Raw genomic sequence first — 19,163 nt, forward strand, 5'->3', positions numbered from 1 at the left:
CGGGTCTGTTCGGCGGACGTCCGGGCGTTCGACCGCCCGAACGTCCGGACGTCCGATGTCCTCGTCGGTGCGGGCCGCCGAAGCGACGGCCGCTGTCCTCGGGAGTGAGATCGGTGAGGCCGCCGATTACCCCCGTACTCCGCGGTGAGACATCCGGGGCGCCGGCCTCATGGCGCCCGGCGGACACACCGTTCCCCGGAGGCAGCGGCCCGGAGCAGGACGGTCCCGGGCCCCGCCGCCGGTCAGTCGGGCCGGCCGACCAGTTCGCGCAGGATGTCCTCCATCGTCACCAGGCCCTCCGGCCGGCCCTCCTCGTCCAGCACCGCCGCCAGGTGGGTGCGGCTGCGGCGCATCGCGGTGAGCACGTCGTCGAGCGGGCTGGTCGCCCGGACGCGGGCGATCGGGCGCAGCGCCGAGACCGGGAACGGCTCGTCCCTCGGAGCGGCGTCCAGGGCGTCCTTGACGTGGAGGTAGCCCAGGATGCGCCGGTCGTCGTCGATGACGGGAAAGCGCGAGAACCCGGACTCGGCGGACAGAAGCTCCAACTGCTCCGGGGTGGTCCCGGCGCGCGCGTACACCACGCGCTCGACCGGCATCACCACATCCCGTACCGGCCTGCGGCCCAGTTCCAGTGCGTCGCGCAGCCGTGCCGCCGAACGGTCGTCCAGCAGTCCGGCGTCGCCGGAGTCACGGACCAGTGAGGCCAGCTCGTCGTCCGAGAACGTCGCGGACACCTCGTCCTTCGTCTCCACCCGCAACAGCTTCAGCAGGCCGTTCGCCATCGCGTTGATCGAGAAGATCACCGGGCGCAGGGCCCTGGCCAGTGCCACCAGCGGCGGGCCCAGCAGCAGCGCGCTGCGCACCGGCTCCGCGAGTGCGATGTTCTTCGGCACCATCTCGCCGAGCAGCATGTGCAGATAGGTCGCCAGCGACAGAGCGATCACGAACGAGATCGGGTGCACCGCACCGTGCGGGACGCCCAGCGCGTCGAAGACCGGCTCCAGCAGATGGGCGATGGCCGGCTCGGCGACGATGCCGAGCACGAGGGTGCACGCCGTGATGCCCAGCTGGGCGGCGGCCAGCAGCACCGAGACATGTTCCAGGGCCCAGAGCACGCTGCGTGCGCGCCGGTTGCCGGCCTGTGCCTCCGGCTCGATCTGGCTTCGCCGCACGGAGATCAGCGCGAACTCGGCGCCGACGAAGAAGGCGTTGACGACCAGCGTCAGAAAACCGATGAAGAGCTGGACCGCGATCATCGTCCGGCCTCCTCACTGCGCCCGCGTCCGGTCCCGTCGCTTCCGCCGGTCCCGTCCGCCTGGTCCGCGGCACCCGCCCGGTCGATGCGCCCGCCCCGCCCGAAGCGGCCGCCGCGCTCGGACCGGTCCGTCCCGGCTGCCGTGTCCTGCACCGGCTTCAGCGGCGCGTGCAACAGCACCCGTGCAGCCCGCCGGCCCGTGGCGTCCCCCACGTCGAGCTGCCACCCGTCGATGTCGAGACGGTCGCCCTGGACCGGGATACGTCCCAGCTCGGTCGCCACCAGTCCCGCCAGCGTCTCGTACGGGCCGTCCGGCACCCGCAGTCCGATGCTGGCCAGCTGGTCGGTGCGGGCAGCCCCGTCCGCCGACCACAGGTTGCGGCCGTCCGTGTCCTTGCCCGCCGGAGCCAGATCCGGTGTCTCGTGCGGGTCGTGCTCGTCGCGCACCTCGCCGACGACCTCCTCGACGATGTCCTCCAGCGTGACCACACCGGCCGTGCCGCCGTACTCGTCGATGACCACCGCCATCGTCGACCTGCCGGAGAGCCGGTCGAGCAGCCGGTCCACGGTCAGCGTCTCCGGTACGAGCAGCGGCTCGCGCAGCAGTTCCGAGACCCGGTGCCGGGGGCGATGCTCGGCCGGGACCGCCAGTACGTCCTTGATGTGTGCGATGCCGACGACGGCGTCGAGGCTGCCCCGGTACACGGGGAAGCGCGACAGTCCGGTCGCCCGCGTGGCGTTGGCCACGTCCTCCGCGGTCGCGAGCACGTCGAGCGCCGTGACCTGGACCCGCGGGGTCATGACGTTCTCCGCTGTCAGCTCGGCCAGATGGAGGGTGCGGACGAACAGCTCGGCGGTGTCCGCCTCCAGCGCCCCCGCCTTGGCGGAGTGCCTGGCCAGCGCGATCAGCTCCTTGGGGCTGCGCGCGGACGCCAGCTCCTCCGTCGGCTCCAGCCCCAGACGCTTCACGGTGCGGTTCGCCGTGTTGTTGAGATGGGTGATGAGGGGCCGGAAGGCAGCCGTGAAGACCCGCTGAGGGGTGGCCACCACCTTGGCGACGGCCAGCGGCGAGGAGATCGCCCAGTTCTTCGGGACCAGCTCGCCGACGACCATGAGCACCACGGTCGACAGCGCCGTGCCGATCACGAGCGCGGCCGAGGAGGCGACCGAGGCCGAGAAGCCGAGTGCCTCCAGCGGCCCGCGGATCAGCTTGGCGACCGACGGCTCGGCGAGCATGCCCACCACCAGATTGGTGACGGTGATACCGAGCTGGGCGCCGGAGAGCTGGAAGGTGAGGCTGCGTACGGCCTTCAGCGCGCCACTCGCACCGCGCTCGCCGCGCTCGACCGCCCGTTCGAGCTCACCGCGCTCGACCGTGGTGAGCGAGAATTCCGCCGCGACGAAGCCTCCGCAGGCGAGCGCGAGCAGCACAGCCACGAAGAGCAGGAGCACTTCGGTCATCGGTCCACCTCCGTCCCATCGTCGGACAGCGGGAGGAGGATCGCTCGATATCTGCTACTGGGAGGCTCGCCCATGGGCGGACGCTCACACCTTTCATGCCGGAAGTGAATGATCCACCCATGGTAAAGGGTCGGTAAAGCGGTCCGGTCGGTGCCTGCCTGCTACGCCTGGGCGAACGGCTTCACCCAGCGCCGCCAGTGGTCCTCGCGGTGGTAGCCGGCCGACGCCCACGCCTGATGAGCGAGCTCGCTCGCCTCCAGCACCATGGCGTCGCCGCGCCTGCCGCCCACCGCGTGGAACCGCCGCTCCGCCGCGTCGAGCAGGGCCGCCGAGATCCCCTGCCGCCGGTGGGAGGGAAGCACTGCGAGGCGGTACAGGGAGCAGCGCCACCCGTCGAAGCCCGCGATCACAGAGCCGACCAGCAGGCCGTCGCGCTCGGCCAGGATCAGTGCCTCGGGGTCGCGTGCGATGAGCCGGGCCACTCCGTCCACGTCGTCGGTAATGCTCGTGCCCTCGGCAGCCTCCTTCCAGAAGGCGAGGACGGCCTCGGCGTCGGCGGCCTGGGCGGTGCGCAGGTGCAGGTCGGTCATGACCGGAGCCAAGCACCTGTCGGCCCGGACCGGCCAGTGGGTTCCGCACTGCGAGACGGCCCCCGCCCCTGAACTCACCGCGGCGCGGCGGCTATTCGTGCGCGATGGCGGTCAGCACGTCCATCCGGGAGGCCCGCAGGGCGGGCAGCACCGCCGCGACGAGGCCCACCACGACCGATCCGACCACGACGGCCACCATCGTCACCCACGGCACGGCGAACCCGGCCATCCCCTCGAGCGCCAGCACCTGCTGCAAGGCCACGCCCCACACCACACCGAGCGCGAGTCCCAGCAGCGCACCGAAGACGGCGATCACCACGGACTCCAGCCGGATCATCCGCCGGAGCTGGACGCGGGACAGCCCGATGGCCCGCAGCAGCCCGATCTCGCGGGTCCGCTCGACCACCGACAGCGCGAGCGTGTTCACCACGCCCAGCACGGCGATCATGATGGCCAGACCCAGCAGCGCGTACACCAGATAGAGCATCACCGAGATCTGCCGTCGGACCAGTTCCTTGTAGTCCGCCTGGTCCCGCACCTGCACCTGCGGATAGGGGTCGAGCGCCGACTCCAGCCCCTTGCGCAGCTCGGCCGGGTCGCTCCCGTCCGCCGCATTGACGTAGACCGCCGCCTCCTGGCCTCCCGGCACGTATTTCTCCAGGGTGGCCAGACCCATGAACACGCCGCCTTCCATCCCCGGCCCGCCGCTCGTGTCCCTGTCGGTGAGCGCCCGGACCGTCAGCCGCGTCCGCTGTCCGCCCGGGAACTCGGCGGGCAGCACCGAACCGATCCGTACGTCGTGCTCGGCGGCGAAGTCGCGGTCCAGCGCGATGCTGTCCGGCGCCAGCGCGGCGGCGGTGTCCCCGCTCGCGTAGGTGAGGTGGGCGGCCTCGTCCAGCTGCGGGTCGTACCCCGACGCGGTCGACTCCACGCGCTTGCCGTCCGGCAGGGTCAGCGCGAGGGGTGCGAAGCGCTGCCGCACGATGGTGCCCGCGCTTTCGACGCCCTCCACCTTCTGCGTGATCTCCCGAGGAAACGGAGTGAAGTTGGTGTTCTGCACGACGAAGTCCGCTCCGAGCGTCCGGTCGATCCGCTCGTCGAAGGACCTGGTCATCGAGGAGCTGGCGATCGACAGACCGCCGACAAGCGCCAGGCCCACCATCAGGGCCGCGGCGGTGGCTCCCGTACGCCGCGGGTTGCGCAGGGCGTTGCGCTGGCTCATCCGCCCCACCGGGCCGAACAGCCGGGGGAACGCGCCGCCCAGCACCCGGATCACCGGCCGTACCAGCAGCGGTCCCGCCACCACCATGGCGACCAGAGTCAGCACGACACCCAGACCGAGCAGGGAGGAGGCAGTGGCCGTCCGCTCACTGACCACGCAGCCGCCGAGAGCCGCCAGGCCCGCCGCGCCCACCACCGACCCCGCGATCGCCCGGACCGTCAACGGCCGTCCCACCCCGGCGACCTCCGCGTCCACCAGTGCTGCCATCGGCGACACCTGCGCCGCGCGCCTGGCCGGCAGATACGCGGCCACGAAGGTGACAGCGACACCGACCGCATAGGCCGACACGGGGGTCACCACACCCACCACCATCTCGGTGGCGCTCAGATTCATGCCGAACAGGCTCATCAGCTCGATGAGCCCGGCGGCCAGCCCGATCCCGGCCGCCAGCCCCACCGTCGAGCCGACAAGACCCAGCAGCAGCGCCTCCGTCAGCACCGAGCGCCGCACCTGGCGGCGGTCGGCCCCCAGTGCCCGCAACAGCCCCAGTTCCCTGGTGCGCTGGGCGATCAGCATCGAGAAGGTGTTGACGATCAGAAAGATGCCGACGAGTACGGCGACCCCGGCGAAGCCCAGCATCACCCACTTGATCACATCGAGGAACCCACCGAGCCGGGCCGCGGCCGACTTGGCCTGTTCGTCGGCGGTCCGGTACTCGTAGCCGTCGCCGAGCGCGGCCGCGATCCGCTGCTTGAGCACGTCGTCGGACACCCCGTCCGCGGCATCGACGGCGATCGAGGTGGCCCGGTCCGGCCGGCCGAGCAGCTCCGTCTGGGCGGTCGCCGTGTCCAGAAAGACCAGCGCGGCACCGGGGTTGGTGGTGACGAAGGTGGCGATTCCGACGACCTTCACCGGGAACGAGCCGGGCTGCGCGAGGACGGTGAGGGTGTCCCCGATACGTACGCCCTTGTTGTCGGCGGTGTCCTTGTCCAGCAGCGCCTCCCCGGGTCCCGCGGGCGCGCGACCACTCGTGAGCTTCACCGCACTGCGGTCGGTGACGTACCAGTTGGTGGCGATCGTGGGCGCCCCGGTCGTCGGGCCGACCGGTTCGTTGTCGGCGTCGACGACGGTGAGGCTTCCCACCGACGCCTCGACATGGGCCGCCCGTACGCCCTCGACGGCGTCGATGCGCTTGGCCAGCGAGGCCGGGACGGTCCGTACGACACCGGTCCTCGGCAGCCGTTCGCCGATGCCTTCCTTCGGCGAGACCGTGACATCCGCGGATGTCGAGGCGAACAGCCGGTCGAAGGTGCGCGAGACGGTGTCCGAGAAGATCAGGCTGCCGGCGACGAACGCCACCGAGAGCACCACCGCGAGTGCGGACAGCAGCAGCCGCCCCTTGTGGGCGAAGAAACTCCGCAACGTCGCCTTGAGCACCGTGACCTCAGCTTCTGCGAAGGGTGTCGAAACGCTTCATACGTTCCAGGACCGTCTCTGCCGTCGGGCCGGACATGACATCGACGATCCGGCCGTCCGCCAGGAACAGCACCAGATCGGAGTAGGCGGCCGCGCCGGGGTCGTGGGTGACCATGACGACCGTCTGCGCCAGCCGGTCGACGGCCTCCCGGAGGAAGCCCAGCACCTCGGCGCCCGAGCGTGAGTCCAGATTGCCGGTCGGCTCGTCGGCGAAGATCAGCTCGGGCCGGGAGGCGAGCGCCCGCGCGCAGGCGACCCGTTGCTGCTGCCCGCCGGACAGCTGAGCGGGCCGGTGGCTGAGGCGGTTGCGCAGGCCGAGCGTGTCGATGACCTGGTCCACCCACTCACGGTCGGGTGCGCGACCGGCGATGTCCATGGGCAGCGTGATGTTCTCGGCGGCGTTCAGGGTCGGCAGCAGGTTGAACGCCTGGAACATGAAGCCGATCCGGTCCCGGCGCAGTCGGGTCAGCTCGCGCTCCTTGAGAGAGGTGATCTCCGTGTCGCCGAGCCACACCCGGCCCGCGGACACGGTGTCCAGTCCGGCCAGACAGTGCATCAGCGTGGACTTTCCCGAGCCCGACGGCCCCATCACCGCGGTGAACCGGCCGCGCGTGATGTCGACATCGACCCCGTCCAGGGCGCGTACGACCGTCTCGCCGGTCCCGTACGCCTTGGTGAGCGAGCGCGCCCGGGCGGCCAGCGGTACCTCCGGGGCCGGGTCTCCGGTGGGTGCAGTGACAGGTGTGGACAAGGCCGCCTCCAGGGGTGTGCTCCCCGACTCCCGTACAGGAGTGGAGAGTAGGGCCGGGTGGGACACGCCGGTATCCGTCGCAGGGTTCGGCCGCAGGGTTCGGTGCAAGGGCCATTCGGCCGCCGCCTTGCCGGTGCTAGCGTCTTCGCGCTAGCTTGATGGTATGGCGAAGACCCAGCTGAACGTAAGGGTGGACGAGAGCACCGCCGAAGCGGCGCGCCAGCGGGCCCTGCAGCGCGGGGTGAGCGTGAACCGCTACATCGAGGAGCTCGTCAAACAGGACGCGGGCGAGGCGGGCCGCACCTTCGTGGACGCGGCCGCCGATTTCATGAAGCAGTACGAGTCGCTCTTCGCCGAGGAGTTCGGCGACAAGCGTTGACGCTCGTCACGCCGGTCCCGGGCTGTGTCCGGTGCGGAGGAACGGTCGCCCCCGACGGCCACTGCTGGGACTGCGGTGCCGCCCAGCCGGCCTTCCGCTCGCATGTGGAGATCACGGTGCCCGGCGGTGCCGCGGGAATCAGTGACCGCGGAAAGCGGCGCGGCATCAACGCCGACGCCATGGCGCTGACCACGGCCGGCACATGGACGATCGGCGTCGTCTGCGACGGCGTGTCCATGTCCCCCCGGGCGGAACGAGCCGCTCAGGTCGCGGCAGAGGTCGGCGCGGCCGCCCTGGTGGAACTCCTCGGGGCGGGCGCCCTGCCGGAAGTTGCGCTCAGCGACGCCGCCACCCGCGCGGGCCGCGCCGTCGCCGCCCTGGCCGCGTCGGTGGATGCCGCACCCGCCTGCACCTACGTCGCGGGCATCGCGGGTCCGGAGGGCATCTGGAGTGCCTGGGTCGGCGACAGCCGCGCGTACTGGCTGCCCGATGAGGGGATCGGGATGGCGCTGACCGAGGACGACACAGGCGAGCACGAAGCGCTCTCCGCCTGGCTGGGAGCCGACGCGGACGAACCGGTCCCGCGTGTCCGCAGCTACCGGCCGCAGGCACCCGGCCGCCTGCTGCTGTGCACCGACGGACTGTGGCGCTACGTGCCCGACGCCGACGGACTGCGGGCCACCTCCACCCGCGGCCGGCGGGCACCGTCCGCCGGCGGTGGCCTTCTGGACGATGCACGGTCGCTGGTCGGTCACGCCCTCGACGCCGGCGGGCACGACAACATCACCGCACTGCTCGTCCCGGTGCGGCCAGGTCCGCCGACGGGGACGGCGACGAGCCCCTCCGGCGCAGCCGCCGGCCCGGCATGACCGCGGGCCGCCCGGCACCGCGTCCCGACCGGACACGGACGGTTGTGCGGCCGCCCTCGATCGGAGCCGGCCGCTGGGGAATACTGATCAACGCAACCACTCAGCGCCCGCCCACCTCCGAGGCAGCTTCTCCACATGGACAACGATGAGTCCCCTGAGACACCGTCACCTGGCCCCGTGAATCTGCAGATCGATCTGGCATGGCTGCTGATGGTCGCCGAGCACAAGACCCCCGGTGACCCGCAGGTCACCGACTGGGGCGCGCTCGTGGCCGCCGTCAGCCGTCATGACGCCGAGATATTCGGCGTCGCCGTCTACAGCGACCCGCACGCCCGGGCCGCGGCGCTGCTCCAACTCCTGCTGCATGTGCCGGCGCTCGAACGCTCCAACGCGATGTTTGCCTCCGCCGTCGCCTACGGCTACCTGGTCGCCAGTGGCCTGAAGGTCGTCACCTCACCGGAACAGGTGCGGAATCTGGCCCGACTGGTGAAGGCGGGCACGGCTGACGTGCGGACCATTGCGGAAGAGCTACGGCAGTGGAGTCGCTGATCCGGCACACCGACCCGGGCGACCCGCCCTGATCCTCCGGCGATCGGACCGTGTTCCCGCCCGCGCCGCCCACATCTCCTGACGGCGGCTCACCGTGGTGCCGGTCCCTGGTCCGTACCGAAGGGACGGCGTGCAACTCCCAGCACACAAGGTGACGTCGGCAGCTGGACACGGCCTTCCGGCACCCGGAATCTGCGGTGCGTGCCCAGCTCGAACCCCGCCGCCTCGATGGCCGCGATCGTGTCCCGCGCGGTGTGGCAGCCGCCGCACATGAGCGGCCACACCGTGCGGTCCAGTAGCCGCTGCGTACGCGCGAGGCCCGGGCTCTTTGCCAGCGTGTGCTCGAAGAAGCGCAGCTCACCGCCCGGTCGCAGCACCCGCCGGATCTCCGACAGCGCCCGTGGAAGATCCCGCACCGAACACAGCACCAGCGACGCGACGGCCCCGTCGAAGGCCTCGCTCTTGACCGGCAGCGCCTCGGCGGCGCCCGGCACCACATCGACCGGGACCTCGGCGTGCAGCGCCGCCTCGGCGGCCAACTTCCGCAGCGTGCGCTCCGGTTCGAGTGCGACGACCTCGCTGACGGCCATGGGGTAATGCACGAAGTTCAGCCCGTTGCCCGCGCCGATCTCGATCACCCGGCCCGACAGTCCGCCCAGCAGCTCTGCGCGGTAGGCGGCGATGCCGCCCCTGGTGTCCGCGGCCACGCTCATCCTGGCGTAGAAGCGCGCGAACAGCGGATGGTGGACGGCGTCATGCGGCACTTTGGTGCTGCGCAGCGGCATCGCGGGCCTCCTTGGAACGGACGGACCGGTCACCGCCATTCTCCCCCTGGGCGGTGGAACTCAGCCGTCCAGCGCCGCCACGAAGCAGAATTCGTTCCCCTCGGGATCCTGCAGCACCTGGAAACGCCCGTGCTCGTCGGTGACGACCCCGCCGACCCGGGTCGCGCCCAGCCCTACGGCCTCGGCGGCCGCCGCCACGACATCACCGGCATCGAGGTCCAGATGGAGCCGGTTCTTGGCCGCCTTGCCCTCGGGTACGCGCTGGAAGGCCACCCGCATGCACTCCGGCGGATCGACGTACGACCAGTCGTCCTCGCGGTCCACGGGATCGCCGCCGAGGAGCGCGGCCCAGAAGCGCACCAGTCGCACCGGGTCATGACAGTCGAAGACGATCTCGTCGATCCTTGCTCGCATGAGGCTCAGCGTACGGACGGACCGAACGCCGTCGCGGTGAACACCGTCGCGTCCCAGGTGCCGCCGAGCCGCGGCGCGAGCCAGCCCGTGGCCCGGTCGCGGAAGTCCGCCGGTGCGAGCGACCCGGCGCCCTGGGGTACGACGCCCAGCAGAGGGGCGCCCGCCGCGTCGGGCAGATCCGCGAGATTGCACCGTGCCGCGAGATCAGGCTCGCCGGGCCAGCTGCCCACGACCACGCCGAGCTGTTCCAACTGCCGTGCGCGCAGCGCCTCCGCGGTCAGGGCCGTCATGTTCAGCGTTCCGAGCCCGGCCGGCGTCACCACCAGCACGGGCGCACCCAGCTCCCCGGCCACATCGGCGAGCGTGGCCCCGTCGTCGTCGAAACGGACGAGCAGGCCGCCGGCCCCCTCGACGAGCACCAGGTCGTACTCACCGGCCAGCTTCCGCGCGGCCTCGGCAACCTGCCGGGGCCGCACCGGCTCGAGGCCGGCCCGCCGCGCGGCGGTCGCGGGCGCGAGCGCCTCGGGGAATCGCGCGAGCTCGACCCCGGTGACATCGCCGGCCAGCCGCCGCACCTCGTCGACGTCGCCCGCCTCACTTTGCCCGACCCCGGTCTGCGCGGGCTTGAGCACGGCGACGGACCGGCCCTGTGCCCGCGCCAGCGCGGCAACGGCGGCTGTGACGACGGTCTTGCCGATCTCGGTTCCGGTCCCGGTCACGACGATCACTGGCATGGAGTGGCTTCCTGTCTTGCGGTTCGGCACGACGCGCGTGCCACGTTTCCTGGTCGGCCGCGCTGCGCACAGCACGGCAGGTCGCCTGCGACAACGGCCCCGGCCTCGCGCGGCGCGGACACCGCTGCGGCCCCGCGGAACGTGGGCCGGGGCGGGCACGCCACCGGCCGGCCCGGGTTTCGCAGGCCGGTCCCCGGCGGCCGGTTCTTCCTGGTGCGTGCCCCGCGGTCCGCCCGGCCTGGTGCGTGCCCCGCGGTCCGCCCGGCCTGGTGCGTGCCCCGTGGTCCGCGCGGCCTGGTGCGTGCCCCGTGGTCCGCGCGGCCTGGTGCGTGCCCCGTGGTCCGCGCGGCCTGGTGCGTGCCCCGCGGTCCGCCCGGCCTGGCGGTCCGCCCGGTCCGGTGCGTGCCCGGTGTGCCGGTTCCGCCCGCAGGCGGCCGCATGGCGCCGCCTGCGCGGCGGCCGCGCGCCCTGGGCCGCTGCGGGGTCTCGCGGACAACCCCCATGCCCACCGTCTGCGGCGGTGACGGCCTCGTCCGCCCGCCGTGGCACGGCCCGGTCACCGGGCCGTGCCACGGCGGGCGGCGGGGAATCCACCCCGCCGGCGCCGTGCGGCACCGCCTGGCGGCATCACCCCGCGGCCGCCGCCGCTCGCACCGCACGGCACACGCGGGCCAGGTCCTCGTCGTCCGTGATGTACGGCGGCATCACGTACACAAGGTCCCTGAACGGCCGAAGCCACACGCCCTCGCGCACCGCCGCCTCCGTCGCAGCCGTCATGTTCACGTCGTGGTCCAGCTGGATCACGCCGATCGCACCGAGCACCCGGACATCCTTGACTCCCGGCAGTTCGGCGGCGCCCGCGAGGCCGTCCCGCAGGCCCGCCTCCAGGCGCTTGACCTCCTGCTGCCAGTCCTGGGCGAGCAGCAGGTCGATCGACGCGCAGGCCACCGCCGCTGCCAGGGGGTTGCCCATGAACGTCGGGCCATGGGCCAGTACGGGAACCTCGCCCTGAGAGATCCCGTCAGCCACGCGCGAGGTGCACAGCGTCGCCGCCATCGTGAGATAGCCGCCGGTCAGCGCCTTGCCCACACACATCACATCCGGCGAGACACCGCCGAGCTCCGCCGCGAACAGCGCTCCCGTGCGGCCGAACCCGGTGGCGATCTCGTCGAAGACCAGCAGGACCCCGTGCTCGTCGCAGGCCTCTCGCAGCACCCGCAGATACTCGGGGGAGTGGAACCGCATACCGCCCGCGCCTTGCACCACCGGCTCCACGATCACCGCGGCCAGCTCGTCCGCATGGCGCGCGACCAGGGCGCGCAGGCCCTCCGCGTACGACTCCTCGTACCCGGCCGGCGGCGCGTCCGCGAAGATCTGGCGCGGCAGCACGCCCGACCACAGCGAGTGCATCCCTCCCTCGGGGTCGCACACCGCCATCGGCTGCCAGGTGTCCCCGTGGTACCCGCCGCGCCAGGTGAGCATGCGCTGCTTGGCCGGCCGCCCCAGCGAACGCCAGTACTGCAGACACATCTTCACCGCGACCTCGACGGACACCGAGCCCGAGTCGCACAGGAAGACGTGCTGCAGCGGCTCGGGGGTGATCTCCACCAGCCGGGTGGCCAGCCGCACGGCGGGCTCGTGGGTGAGCCCGCCGAACATCACATGGCTCATCCGCCCCAGCTGGCCGGTCGCCGCCTCGTTGAGGACCGGGTGGTTGTAGCCGTGGATCGCCGACCACCACGACGACATGCCGTCGATCAACTCGCGCTGCCCAAGGGCCGGTTCCGCGAGCCGGAGCCGTACCCCCGACGCGGATTCGACGACGAGCGGGTCCGTACGGCCCGGCATCGGGCCGTACGGATGCCACACATGGGCCCGGTCAAGGGACCGGAGCTCGGCGGGGGGCAGCTCAGGCATTGGGCGCGAGGTCCGTGCCTGCTCCACGGCGGCGCACGGCGACCAGATCGGTACGCGCCCCCGAAGCAGCAGCCGAAGCCGGAACCGACGCGGCCGAGGCCGCAGGGGTCGCCTCGGCGGCAGGGGCGCTGTCGGAGCAGCCCGTACCACCGTCGCCGCACACCGACGTCGCGCAGCCGCCGCCCGACCGGTGCTCGGGCAGCGTCGTGGTGTCCGTACCCTCCACCTCGAAACCGGCGTCCGTGATCATCTCCAGGTCGGCCTTGCCCGCCTGGCCCTCACTGGTCAGATAGTCGCCGAGGAAGATCGAGTTGACCAGGTGCAGGGCGAGCGGCTGCATCGTGCGCAGATGCACCTCGCGCCCGCCCGCGAGCCGTACCTCCACGTCCGGGCAGACGAACCGCACCATCGCCAGAATGCGCAGCGCACGCTGCGGTGTGAGGTTCCATTCCTTCGCGAGCGGAGTGCCCTCGAACGGGATCAGGAAGTTCACGGGCACCGAGTCCGGGTCCAGCTCGCGCAGCGCGTAGACCACGTCGACCAGGTCCTCGTCACTCTCGCCCATGCCCGCGATCAGACCCGAACAGGCCGAAAGCCCGGCGGCGTGCGCCTTGTTCACCGTGTCCACGCGGTCGGCGTACGTGTGCGTGGTGGTGATGTCCCCGTACGTCCCCTCGGACGTGTTCAGGTTGTGGTTGTACGCGTCGGCGCCCGCCTCGCGCAGCCGCTCGGCCTGGCCGTCGGAGAGCAGCCCGAGACAGGCACAGACCTCGACGCCCTCGTTCTGCTCCTTGATCGCCTCGATGGTCTTCGAGACCCGGTCGACGTCCCGGTCCGTCGGACCGCGGCCGCTCGCGACGAGACAGACCCGCTTGGCGCCGCCGGCGACGCCGGCCGCCGCGGCCTCGGATGCCTCGTCGGGCTTGAGCCAGGTGTACTTGAGGATCTCCGCCTTGGAGCCGAGCCGCTGGGAGCAGTACGAACAGTCCTCCGGGCAGAGCCCTGACTTGAGATTCACCAGGTAGTTGAGCTTCACACGCCGCCCGAACCACTGGCGGCGCACCTTCCCGGCGGCAGCCACCACATCGAGCAGATCGTCGTCGGAGGTCGCCAGCACGGCGAGCGCTTCTTCACGGGTCGGCAGCTCGCGCCGCAACCCCTTCTCCACCAGTGTGTTCAGCAGGTCCATGGCGCTGATCCTGTCCTACGGCACACGCCACGGCCAAGGAGGATCCCCACAACAGCGTCTGTTTGAGGTGTGTGCATGGCCACATCCGCTCCTCGAGCGCACCCGGTTAGGGTCTGTGCGCTGCCTACAAAAGGACCGGACCACCATGCCTCAGGATCCTTTCGACTGGATCGACGACGAGTCGCGCCGCCGTGAGCGCGCCGGTCTTGTACGGACGCTCCGGCCGCGCCCCGCCGACTCCGTGCTCCTCGATCTGGCGAGCAACGACTATCTCGGCCTCACCCGAAGGCCCGAGATCACCGAGGCTGCGGCACAGGCGGCACGCCGCTGGGGCGCGGGGGCGACGGGCTCCCGGCTGGTGACCGGCAGCACCGAGCTGCACGCGGAACTCGAACGCGAGCTCGCGGAGTTCTGCGGATTCGAGGCCGCCCTCGTCCTGTCCTCCGGCTACGCCGCCAACCTCGCCGCCGTGACCGCACTGAGCGGCCGTGACGCGCTGATCGTCTCGGACGCGGGCAACCACGCCTCCATCGTCGACGGCTGCCGGCTCTCCCGCGCCGAGACCGCCGTCGTCCCGCACACCGACGTGGAAGCCGTGCGCAAGACATTCGACGCGCACCGCGCCCGCCGTGCCGTCGCCGTCACCGACTCGGTGTTTTCGGTGGACGGTGACGCGGCCCCGCTGCCGGCGCTCGCCGATGCCTGCCGTGCGGCCGGTGCCGCCCTGCTCGTCGACGACGCGCACGGCCTGGGCGTCCTGGGCGACGGCGGCCGCGGCGCGCTGGACGCAGCCGGCCTCGCAGGCCGTACCGGTGTCGTCACCACGCTCACCCTCTCCAAGTCCCTCGGCAGCCAGGGTGGCGCGGTCCTCGGACCGGCCCGGGTCATCGACCATCTCGTCAACACCGCCCGCACGTTCATCTTCGACACCGGCCTCGCCCCGGCCGCGGCCGGGGCGGCGCTGGCCGGCGTGCGCCTGCTGCGCCGTGAACCGGAGCTCGCGGGCCGCGCCCGTGAGGTGGCGGCGACGCTGCATGGGCGGCTGACGGCCGCGGGTCTGACCTCGGCGCGTCCGGACGCGGCCGTTGTCTCGGTGCAGGCGCCCTCGCCCGAGGCCGCTCTGGCCTGGGCGGCGGACTGCCGGGCGGCGGGGCTGGTCGTCGGGTGCTTCCGCCCGCCGTCGGTGCCGGACGGTATCTCCCGCATCCGGCTCACGGCCCGCGCCGACCTCACAGGTCAGCAGCTCGACAGGGCGGTCGACACGATTGTCCGGACCGCCCCGGAGCGGTGACGCCGCACACCGCCGACCACCCCAAATACGTTCTCCCGTAGCAGAGTTCACCGCATCGAGCGACAGATAGACGCCTATCCCGGTGGATCGGCATCCTTGCCGCCCTGTAAGTGGCAGTCTGACGCGCAGCGCAATCCGTGGCCGTCCTCGCATTTCATCCGCTACGAGTCGGAGACCGGCCCCGGTGGGAAAGGGACAGCGTCGCCATGGCAGACAAACAAGAAGCATCCGTGACTCTGCCGAGCGATCCGGCCTCGGTCTCCGCGGCCCGGAGATATGTGACCAGTGTCGTGTCCGGGTGGGGACTGCCCGTCGAGGCCGAAGCCGCCGACACCGTACGGCTCATCGTCTCCGAGCTCGCCACCAATGCCGTGCAGCACACCTTCGGCCAGTCGCCCACGTTCACCGTCGATCTGCGGCTGGAGCGCGACGAGCAGCTCAGCATCGGTGTCACCGACAGCTACCCGCGCTGGCCGCAGCGGTTGCCGGCGGCGGTCCGGCAGGACAACGGCCGCGGCATGGTCATCATCCGCAGCCTCACCGCGGAGTGCGGCGGACGCCTGTCCATCACGCCCACCGCCGACGGCGGCAAGACCGTCTGGATCGCTCTGCCGTGGAGCGTCCCGGTGCAGAACTGAGAGAGCGAGCCGCGCCGGTCCGGCACGAGTGCCGGCCCGGCGCGAAACCGGTCCGCGCCCGCCTCGGCGGTGCGGGGCGCGCGCCGCCCGTGTCGTCCAGGGGCGTCATGGGCGGCGCGCGGACACCGCGGTACGGGCCTGGCGTACCGTCAGCGCACCCGGCAGTCAGCGCACCCGGCCGTACCAGACCTGCTTCGTCCAGATCCTGTCCAGCCGCACCACCGAGCCCGTCTTGGGCGAGTGCCACAGCCGGCCCTTCCCGGCGTAGATCCCCACGTGGAAGACGAAGCCTCCGTAGTGGAAGAAGACCAGGTCGCCGCGTTGTCTGTTGCGCGCCGAGATGCGATGGGTCCGGTTGAACTGCTGATGGGCGGTGCGCGGCAGGCGCTTGCCCGCCCTCTTGTACGAGTAGAGCGTCAGCCCCGAGCAGTCGAACCGGTTCGGCCCTGCGGCGCCGTACCGGTACGGCGAGCCCTTCTTCGACGCGGCCACCTGGAGTGCCTTGGTGGCATGGGTCGTGACGGCATGGGCCGGGGTGACTCCGCCGGGTGCGATCAGAGTGCCGCCGAGAGCGGCGAGAGTAAGTACCGATACGGCACGCGCTCGTGACACGAGGAGCGCCAGATCCATCTGCGCAGTCATGCGCAACCCTTCGTCAGCCGCCTGTGAAGGATGACCTGTCGGGTTCGGACCTGCGAAGACGCCCGGCCGCTGTCAGCGGCTTCACCCCAAGGGGCGACCTGCGTACTCGGTCACCCCGTACTGCTGGGTCCTCCACTCCTGCCGATGCACTTCTGTCGACCAGGTATCCGGTGCGGCGGCAGGACTCGGCGTCCGCCCGGACCGCCCCGTCGAGGTGGCGGGGGCTTGTCGTCCCACGGATCCTGACCCACCTGTGTCTGTTTTCCGAGTTGAAACGGCTTTTGTGAAGCTAATCACGACTGATCTGTTCGGGTATTCAGTACCGTTTCCCCCTCGGTCGCCTGACGTCGACCCTCGCCGTACCAGCGGTGAAACGGTCCACGGCGCCACATCGGTCGTCGCGTTGCGCAACTCGTACAGCGCGCAACAACTTCCGGGGGCTCCACCGAACGGGGGAGAAAGGCCGCTACCCCGATGGCGGTTGACAGGGTCGGAATGGCCGTCAGCTCGGAGTCCTCGGTGGCATCGTCACCCGGTTCGCTCTCCGTTCGCCGTCCAGAACCCGCAGCGCCTCGGCGAGCGTCGCGGCATGAACCTCGCTCTCGCCACGCATGTGCATGAGTGTCAGGGCCTCCTTGAGTGCGGCGGCGCTGCTGACCAGGGCCTGAGCCGCGCGCAGTGCCCCGTAGGTGTGCCCTGCGCGGGCCGGGTTGATCCGCCCCAGCAGATCGACCACGGCCAGATAGCCGTCGATGAAGTCGGCCTCGGCCCGGGTCAGCGCGGGCAGCGGCGGCAGCTCGGGCGGCAGCACGGAGTGCTCACCTCGCCCCGGAGACGGACGTCTTGCGACTGTCGATCACATGGTCGACCAGGCCGTACTGCTTGGCCTGGGCGGCGTCGAGGATGATGTCCCGCTCCAGGTCGGCGGCGATCTTCTCGGCCGGCAGGCCCGTGTGCCGCACCAGCATCCCGGCGAGTTGGTCCCGCAGCCGCAGCAATTCCGCCGCGTGGATCTCCAGATCGGACGGCATGCCGCGCAACGGCTCATCGGTGGCGGGCTGCTGGACCACGATCCGCGCACCGGGCAGGGCCATCCGCTTGCCCGGCGCACCGGCGGCGAGCAGCACGGCGGCGGTGGAGGCGGCCTGGCCGAGACAGTAGGTCTCCACGTCGCAGGTGACGACCTGCATCGTGTCGTAGATCGCGGACATGGCGCTGTGCGATCCGCCGGGGGAGTTGATGTACAGCGAGATGTCCCGGTCGGGGGCCGCGTACTCGAGGTGCAGGAACTGGGCGATCACATCGTTGGCCGCCGTGTCGTCGATCGCGGTGCCGAGAAAGATGATCCGCTCGTCGAGCAGCTTGGAGTACGGGTCGAGTGTGCGCGTGCCCGTGGATGTGCGCTCGGTGAACTGCGGCAGGACGTAGCGGGCGGCGGGTCGGTGCATGGGCGTCGTACCTTTCCTCGTCTCCGGACCTGTACTTCTGTAAAAAATGTACAGGACGTACAGGCCGTTATCATGGGGAGCATGGCCTACGAGATTCCGGTGACGCAAGCCCGCGCAGAGCTCGCGGATCTGATCAACCGCGTCGTCTACGGCGGGGAACGCGTGGTCGTGACCCGGCACGGCAAGCCGCTCGTGGCGCTGGTCTCCGCCGCTGACCTGGCACGACTCGAGCAGGAGCAGGAGGCGGCCGAGGAGCAGGTCATCAGCTCGGTCTCCTCGCTCGGCTCGGTGACGTCCGCTTCCGGCGAACGCGGGCGCTTCGGACTCGCGGCGGAGCACCGCCGCCCCGAACAGCGCGGCTGAGCGGCGCTCCGTACGGGCTGGGGCGCTTCACGCAGCACAAGGCCGCGCGTCCCCGTCCGCTACAGCGGGGACGCGCGGCCGGTCCGTGACGGCCTGGGCCGGTCAGGCGACCGGTGCGGGCGCACCTCCGTGACGTGCCTCTGCCCTGACCGCCGGCCGGGTCGCGCGCGCTGTGCCGAGCAGGACCGCGGTGAGCCCGAGCGCCGCCCAGAGCGACAGAGTCAGAAGTCCGGCTCCGGCGCCGCTCCCGTCGAAGAACGCGACCGAGCGCAACACGCTCGCGCCCGCACCCGGCGGCAGCCACTGGCCGATCGCGCCGGCCGGTTCCGGCAGCAGCTCGGGCGCGGTGGCGGCACCCGCGAACGGGTTGCCGATGAGGACCATCAGCAGCGCCCCCAGGGCGACGCCCCGCGTGCCGAGCAGCGCGCCGAACCCGGCCACGGTCGCCGAGATGGCGAACGCCGTCAGTGACAGGGCACCCGCTTCGGTCCACCAGTCGCCGGTGAGCACCCCGAGCCAGCTGTGGGTGAGGGTGACGGCGGTGACGCCGACCAGGACCGCCGATCCGGCCAGGGCCGTCGCGGCCCGCGTACCCCGCAGCCGCAGCACGGTGGCGGCGGCTCCGGATGCGACGCCCGCCAGGGCGATCGGCAGAACGCTCGCCGCGAGGCCGCCCCCGCGCGGGTCGCCGGACGGGGTCGGCACCACATCGGTGACCGGGGCCGCCGCGCCTGCCGGGGCCCCGCCGGCGACCGCCTCGCGCAGGAGCTGGGCCACGGCCGGTGAGCCCGCCGAGGCGGTCAGGAGCTGCGGTCCCTCCGGGGTCACGACGACGGCGCCGTATACGACCCGGTCCTCGATCGCCGCGCGGGCTGCGGCCCCGTCGTCGTAGCGGTGGACGTCGAAGGCTCCCTCCCGCTGCTCGAAACGGTGCTCGAGTTCGGTGGCCGCGGCGGCCGGCCCGGCGACGCCGACGGGTACGTCGCGCGGTGCGACACGGGCCGCGGGCCAGGCGAAGGCCCACAGGGCCAGAGCCACCACGACCGGAACCAGGACCATCACCGCGACCATGCGGCGGGTGGGCGTAGCGGACATGATCTCTCCCGACTAAAAAGAATGATCGTTCGTTTTTGCTATTGGGCCCACTGTCTCCCCGGGGTGACAGGTTGTCAAGAAGGAATGTTCGTTTT

General features: G+C 71.6%; 20 protein-coding genes and 1 riboswitch. Of the genes, 6 read left to right on the forward strand and 14 right to left on the reverse strand.

Annotated elements, in window-relative coordinates:
- Positions 1-242: 242 nt before the first annotated feature.
- The 5 genes from OHS70_RS31985 to OHS70_RS32005 form a co-directional block, all read right to left on the reverse strand.
- The gene (locus OHS70_RS31985) at positions 243-1,256 is read right to left on the reverse strand and encodes a hemolysin family protein (protein ID WP_328403198.1); all 1,014 of its coding nucleotides are present in this window, start codon (positions 1,254-1,256) and stop codon (positions 243-245) included.
- Positions 1,253-2,716, reverse strand: a complete 1,464-nt coding sequence (locus OHS70_RS31990) for a hemolysin family protein (protein ID WP_328403200.1) — start codon at positions 2,714-2,716, stop codon at positions 1,253-1,255. Before OHS70_RS31990 ends, OHS70_RS31985 begins: the two co-directional genes overlap by 4 nt.
- Before the next feature lie 161 nt (positions 2,717-2,877).
- A complete protein-coding gene (locus OHS70_RS31995; protein ID WP_328403202.1) occupies positions 2,878-3,306 on the reverse strand; it encodes a GNAT family N-acetyltransferase in 429 nt (142 codons plus the stop codon).
- Positions 3,307-3,397: 91 nt separating this feature from the next.
- On the reverse strand, positions 3,398-5,965 hold the full coding sequence (locus OHS70_RS32000) for an ABC transporter permease (RefSeq protein ID WP_328403204.1): 2,568 nt from the start codon (positions 5,963-5,965) through the stop codon (positions 3,398-3,400).
- A gap of 7 nt (positions 5,966-5,972) precedes the next feature.
- On the reverse strand, positions 5,973-6,755 hold the full coding sequence (locus OHS70_RS32005) for an ABC transporter ATP-binding protein (protein ID WP_328403206.1): 783 nt from the start codon (positions 6,753-6,755) through the stop codon (positions 5,973-5,975).
- 163 nt (positions 6,756-6,918) lie between these two features.
- Between OHS70_RS32005 and OHS70_RS32010 the strand changes: the two genes are divergently transcribed.
- The 3 genes from OHS70_RS32010 (at position 6,919) to OHS70_RS32020 (ending at position 8,552) form a co-directional block, all read left to right on the forward strand.
- Positions 6,919-7,134: an antitoxin gene (locus tag OHS70_RS32010; RefSeq protein ID WP_328403208.1), complete on the forward strand. Its 216-nt coding sequence runs from the start codon at positions 6,919-6,921 to the stop codon at positions 7,132-7,134.
- Positions 7,131-8,003 carry a PP2C family protein-serine/threonine phosphatase gene (locus OHS70_RS32015; protein WP_328403210.1) on the forward strand — a complete coding sequence of 291 codons (873 nt, stop codon included), beginning with the start codon at positions 7,131-7,133 and terminating at the stop codon, positions 8,001-8,003. The genes OHS70_RS32010 and OHS70_RS32015 overlap by 4 nt, the downstream gene beginning before the upstream one ends.
- Before the next feature lie 177 nt (positions 8,004-8,180).
- Positions 8,181-8,552, forward strand: a complete 372-nt coding sequence (locus OHS70_RS32020; protein WP_328406058.1) for a fic family toxin-antitoxin system, toxin component — start codon at positions 8,181-8,183, stop codon at positions 8,550-8,552.
- Positions 8,553-8,641: 89 nt separating this feature from the next.
- On the opposite strand, the gene OHS70_RS32025 is transcribed toward OHS70_RS32020, so the two are convergent.
- The 5 genes from OHS70_RS32025 to bioB all read right to left on the reverse strand — a co-directional run bounded on the left by OHS70_RS32025 (position 8,642) and on the right by bioB (position 13,591).
- Complete coding sequence (locus OHS70_RS32025) at positions 8,642-9,337, reverse strand: class I SAM-dependent methyltransferase (RefSeq protein ID WP_328403212.1); 696 nt, start codon at positions 9,335-9,337, stop codon at positions 8,642-8,644.
- A gap of 60 nt (positions 9,338-9,397) precedes the next feature.
- A complete protein-coding gene (locus tag OHS70_RS32030; RefSeq protein ID WP_328403214.1) occupies positions 9,398-9,751 on the reverse strand; it encodes a VOC family protein in 354 nt (117 codons plus the stop codon).
- Between the two features lie 5 nt (positions 9,752-9,756).
- Complete coding sequence (gene bioD, locus OHS70_RS32035; RefSeq protein ID WP_328403216.1) at positions 9,757-10,485, reverse strand: dethiobiotin synthase; 729 nt, start codon at positions 10,483-10,485, stop codon at positions 9,757-9,759.
- A 627-nt stretch (positions 10,486-11,112) separates the two neighbouring features.
- The gene (locus tag OHS70_RS32040; RefSeq protein ID WP_328403218.1) at positions 11,113-12,402 is read right to left on the reverse strand and encodes an adenosylmethionine--8-amino-7-oxononanoate transaminase; all 1,290 of its coding nucleotides are present in this window, start codon (positions 12,400-12,402) and stop codon (positions 11,113-11,115) included.
- Entirely contained in the window at positions 12,395-13,591 is a 1,197-nt protein-coding gene (gene bioB / locus OHS70_RS32045; protein ID WP_328403220.1) for a biotin synthase BioB, read from the reverse strand. The genes OHS70_RS32040 and bioB overlap by 8 nt, the downstream gene beginning before the upstream one ends.
- Before the next feature lie 145 nt (positions 13,592-13,736).
- On the opposite strand from bioB, the gene OHS70_RS32050 reads away from it, so the two are divergent.
- Both OHS70_RS32050 and OHS70_RS32055 read left to right on the forward strand, forming a co-directional pair.
- Positions 13,737-14,882 (forward strand): 8-amino-7-oxononanoate synthase, encoded by a 1,146-nt coding sequence (locus OHS70_RS32050; protein WP_328403222.1) that lies wholly within the window; start codon positions 13,737-13,739, stop codon positions 14,880-14,882.
- Positions 14,883-15,088: 206 nt separating this feature from the next.
- Positions 15,089-15,520 carry an ATP-binding protein gene (locus OHS70_RS32055; protein WP_328403224.1) on the forward strand — a complete coding sequence of 144 codons (432 nt, stop codon included), beginning with the start codon at positions 15,089-15,091 and terminating at the stop codon, positions 15,518-15,520.
- Positions 15,521-15,685: 165 nt separating this feature from the next.
- Here OHS70_RS32055 and OHS70_RS32060 read toward each other — a convergent pair whose 3' ends face one another.
- The 3 genes from OHS70_RS32060 to OHS70_RS32070 all read right to left on the reverse strand — a co-directional run bounded on the left by OHS70_RS32060 (position 15,686) and on the right by OHS70_RS32070 (position 17,610).
- Positions 15,686-16,162 carry a C40 family peptidase gene (locus OHS70_RS32060; protein WP_328403226.1) on the reverse strand — a complete coding sequence of 159 codons (477 nt, stop codon included), beginning with the start codon at positions 16,160-16,162 and terminating at the stop codon, positions 15,686-15,688.
- A gap of 3 nt (positions 16,163-16,165) precedes the next feature.
- Positions 16,166-16,321: riboswitch (cyclic di-AMP (ydaO/yuaA leader) on the reverse strand.
- A 343-nt stretch (positions 16,322-16,664) separates the two neighbouring features.
- Positions 16,665-16,973 (reverse strand): hypothetical protein, encoded by a 309-nt coding sequence (locus tag OHS70_RS32065; protein WP_328403229.1) that lies wholly within the window; start codon positions 16,971-16,973, stop codon positions 16,665-16,667.
- Positions 16,974-16,980: 7 nt separating this feature from the next.
- On the reverse strand, positions 16,981-17,610 hold the full coding sequence (locus OHS70_RS32070; protein ID WP_328403231.1) for an ATP-dependent Clp protease proteolytic subunit: 630 nt from the start codon (positions 17,608-17,610) through the stop codon (positions 16,981-16,983).
- An 81-nt stretch (positions 17,611-17,691) separates the two neighbouring features.
- On the opposite strand from OHS70_RS32070, the gene OHS70_RS32075 reads away from it, so the two are divergent.
- Positions 17,692-17,973 carry a type II toxin-antitoxin system Phd/YefM family antitoxin gene (locus tag OHS70_RS32075; protein ID WP_328403233.1) on the forward strand — a complete coding sequence of 94 codons (282 nt, stop codon included), beginning with the start codon at positions 17,692-17,694 and terminating at the stop codon, positions 17,971-17,973.
- Between the two features lie 102 nt (positions 17,974-18,075).
- On the opposite strand, the gene OHS70_RS32080 is transcribed toward OHS70_RS32075, so the two are convergent.
- Positions 18,076-19,068 carry an ABC transporter permease gene (locus OHS70_RS32080; RefSeq protein ID WP_328403235.1) on the reverse strand — a complete coding sequence of 331 codons (993 nt, stop codon included), beginning with the start codon at positions 19,066-19,068 and terminating at the stop codon, positions 18,076-18,078.
- Positions 19,069-19,163: the final 95 nt, after the last annotated feature.

It is taken from the genome of Streptomyces sp. NBC_00390 (assembly GCF_036057275.1).
Classification (GTDB): Bacteria; Actinomycetota; Actinomycetes; order Streptomycetales; family Streptomycetaceae; genus Streptomyces.

Bases quoted from the DNA above. Each gene is read 5' to 3' on its own strand.
- OHS70_RS32025 (WP_328403212.1), bottom strand. From the start codon at position 9,337: ATGCCGCTGCGCAGCACCAAAGTGCCGCATGACGCCGTCCACCATCCG.
- OHS70_RS32055 (WP_328403224.1), top strand. From the start codon at position 15,089: ATGGCAGACAAACAAGAAGCATCCGTGACTCTGCCGAGCGATCCGGCC.
- OHS70_RS32060 (WP_328403226.1), bottom strand. From the start codon at position 16,162: ATGACTGCGCAGATGGATCTGGCGCTCCTCGTGTCACGAGCGCGTGCC.
- OHS70_RS32040 (WP_328403218.1), bottom strand. From the start codon at position 12,402: ATGCCTGAGCTGCCCCCCGCCGAGCTCCGGTCCCTTGACCGGGCCCAT.
- OHS70_RS32080 (WP_328403235.1), bottom strand. From the start codon at position 19,068: ATGTCCGCTACGCCCACCCGCCGCATGGTCGCGGTGATGGTCCTGGTT.
- OHS70_RS31985 (WP_328403198.1), bottom strand. From the start codon at position 1,256: ATGATCGCGGTCCAGCTCTTCATCGGTTTTCTGACGCTGGTCGTCAAC.
- OHS70_RS31990 (WP_328403200.1), bottom strand. From the start codon at position 2,716: ATGACCGAAGTGCTCCTGCTCTTCGTGGCTGTGCTGCTCGCGCTCGCC.
- OHS70_RS32010 (WP_328403208.1), top strand. From the start codon at position 6,919: ATGGCGAAGACCCAGCTGAACGTAAGGGTGGACGAGAGCACCGCCGAA.
- OHS70_RS32050 (WP_328403222.1), top strand. From the start codon at position 13,737: ATGCCTCAGGATCCTTTCGACTGGATCGACGACGAGTCGCGCCGCCGT.
- OHS70_RS32030 (WP_328403214.1), bottom strand. From the start codon at position 9,751: ATGCGAGCAAGGATCGACGAGATCGTCTTCGACTGTCATGACCCGGTG.
- bioD (WP_328403216.1), bottom strand. From the start codon at position 10,485: ATGCCAGTGATCGTCGTGACCGGGACCGGAACCGAGATCGGCAAGACC.
- OHS70_RS32070 (WP_328403231.1), bottom strand. From the start codon at position 17,610: ATGCACCGACCCGCCGCCCGCTACGTCCTGCCGCAGTTCACCGAGCGC.
- OHS70_RS32075 (WP_328403233.1), top strand. From the start codon at position 17,692: ATGGCCTACGAGATTCCGGTGACGCAAGCCCGCGCAGAGCTCGCGGAT.
- bioB (WP_328403220.1), bottom strand. From the start codon at position 13,591: ATGGACCTGCTGAACACACTGGTGGAGAAGGGGTTGCGGCGCGAGCTG.
- OHS70_RS31995 (WP_328403202.1), bottom strand. From the start codon at position 3,306: ATGACCGACCTGCACCTGCGCACCGCCCAGGCCGCCGACGCCGAGGCC.